Source organism: Natrialba swarupiae (assembly GCF_008245225.1).
Taxonomy (GTDB): Archaea; Halobacteriota; Halobacteria; order Halobacteriales; family Natrialbaceae; genus Natrarchaeobius; species Natrarchaeobius swarupiae.
Genome location: NZ_VTAW01000069.1, coordinates 1 through 1,404 on the forward strand (window position 1 = coordinate 1; position 1,404 = coordinate 1,404).

Here is a 1,404-nt window from a genome sequence, read left to right on the forward strand (position 1 = left end):
TCAGTACCTCACAAATCAGCCTCAGCTAACTGGCGCTGAAGTGTGATTTGCCGCCGAATCAGAGCCGGATCTGTTCTCCGTAGATCTACCCGACGACAAGAGACGAGAGGCTGTCGCAGTCGGCGGCGATCAGCCGCCGACGCGACGGTGTTGCCACTGGTCGATAGGGCGTCCTCGGTTACCGGTTACCGGTGGAAGCGATCATCCGGTGGCCGATTCGAGGGGACGGCCCGACGCACCGCGAGGGCCGTCCACGCTGCCCGAGTCACCATGTCGACGAATTCTTCGAAGGGCCACCACCAGAGGCGACGCCCGCCTCGGCGAGGCGTCGCCACATATTCCCAGTGCAAGTACCGCCAGACGTTCTGGATCAAGAGGCTGAGAACGACGAACAACAGCCGTCTCGTTGGATCTTGCGTCGTCGTCGAGATGATCGTTGACTCGGAGAGCCGGTAGCTCGCTTCGATCCCGAACCGTTTGCTGTAGTGGGATCGGGCCTGTCGAGGTTCATCGACGAACGGCGCGTCGACGGCGTAGCCGTGACGCGCCACCCCGTGCTCACCGTATCGACCGTTCTTGTAGGTACAGTCGATCATCACTGGAAACTCAACGGTCCACTCGTTCTCGCCGTAGGACGTCGTGAGATCGTGAGTGATCTCACGACTCCAACCGCTGGTGAGTTCGTTCTTGATCTTGCTGCCCCACTTGATCACAGGAACGATGTACGCGAAATTGTGGGCTTGGAGCAACGTGAGACACTTTCCATCGTAGAAGCCGCTGTCAAGATAGACCGCTTTGACGTCGAAGTCGAAGTTGCTGACTAGTCCGAGAAACTCAGCGAGGACGTCGCTGGCGGTGTCGCCGTCGGTGAGACGGCGCACCGCCAAGGTGTAGCGTTTGTTGTTCACGCGGGCGTAGAGTGTGGCGTAAGCGTGGAACGCAGTCGTTCCTGTTTTGGCCTCGCTGTAGTAGAGGCCGTCAGTCTCGTCTTCGTCACCGTAGTAGGGCCGCAGGTGGAGGTCCGCGACGACCTCCACCTGCTGGGGGAGCGTTTCGAGGACATCTTGCTGGAGAAGCGTGTTCCCGGTTGATTCGACAGTTTCGAGGTCGAACTTGGTGCGTAGGTGATAGAGAACGTCGTTCGCCGAGGGGGCGTCTTCGCTCTTCTCGCAGAGTGAAGAGATCGAGGTCCCGTCGGCGGTCGCGCCGACGAGGACCTCGAAAATGTCCTCTGGGTCGATTTCAGCGTTCTCTCCGAGGTTCAGGGTAAATGCGCCGGTGAGAACGTTGACGAGAAAGTTAAGGAGCTGGTCCTCGTGGATTTCACTGTCTGCTTGCTGCTGTTTGCTAGGCACATTCACAGCAAGCAGACGTTCTAACTAAGCGGCTTTGTGAAGTACTGAT

At 58.6% G+C, this 1,404-nt stretch carries 1 protein-coding gene; it reads right to left on the bottom strand.

The genetic code is table 11. The annotated features are described in order from the left end of the window. Nucleotides 1-185: 185 nt before the first annotated feature. Nucleotides 186-1,355, bottom strand: coding sequence for an ISH3 family transposase (locus FYC77_RS19930; RefSeq protein WP_149083228.1), 1,170 nt, complete (start codon nucleotides 1,353-1,355; stop codon nucleotides 186-188). Between the last annotated feature and the right edge of the window lie 49 nt (nucleotides 1,356-1,404).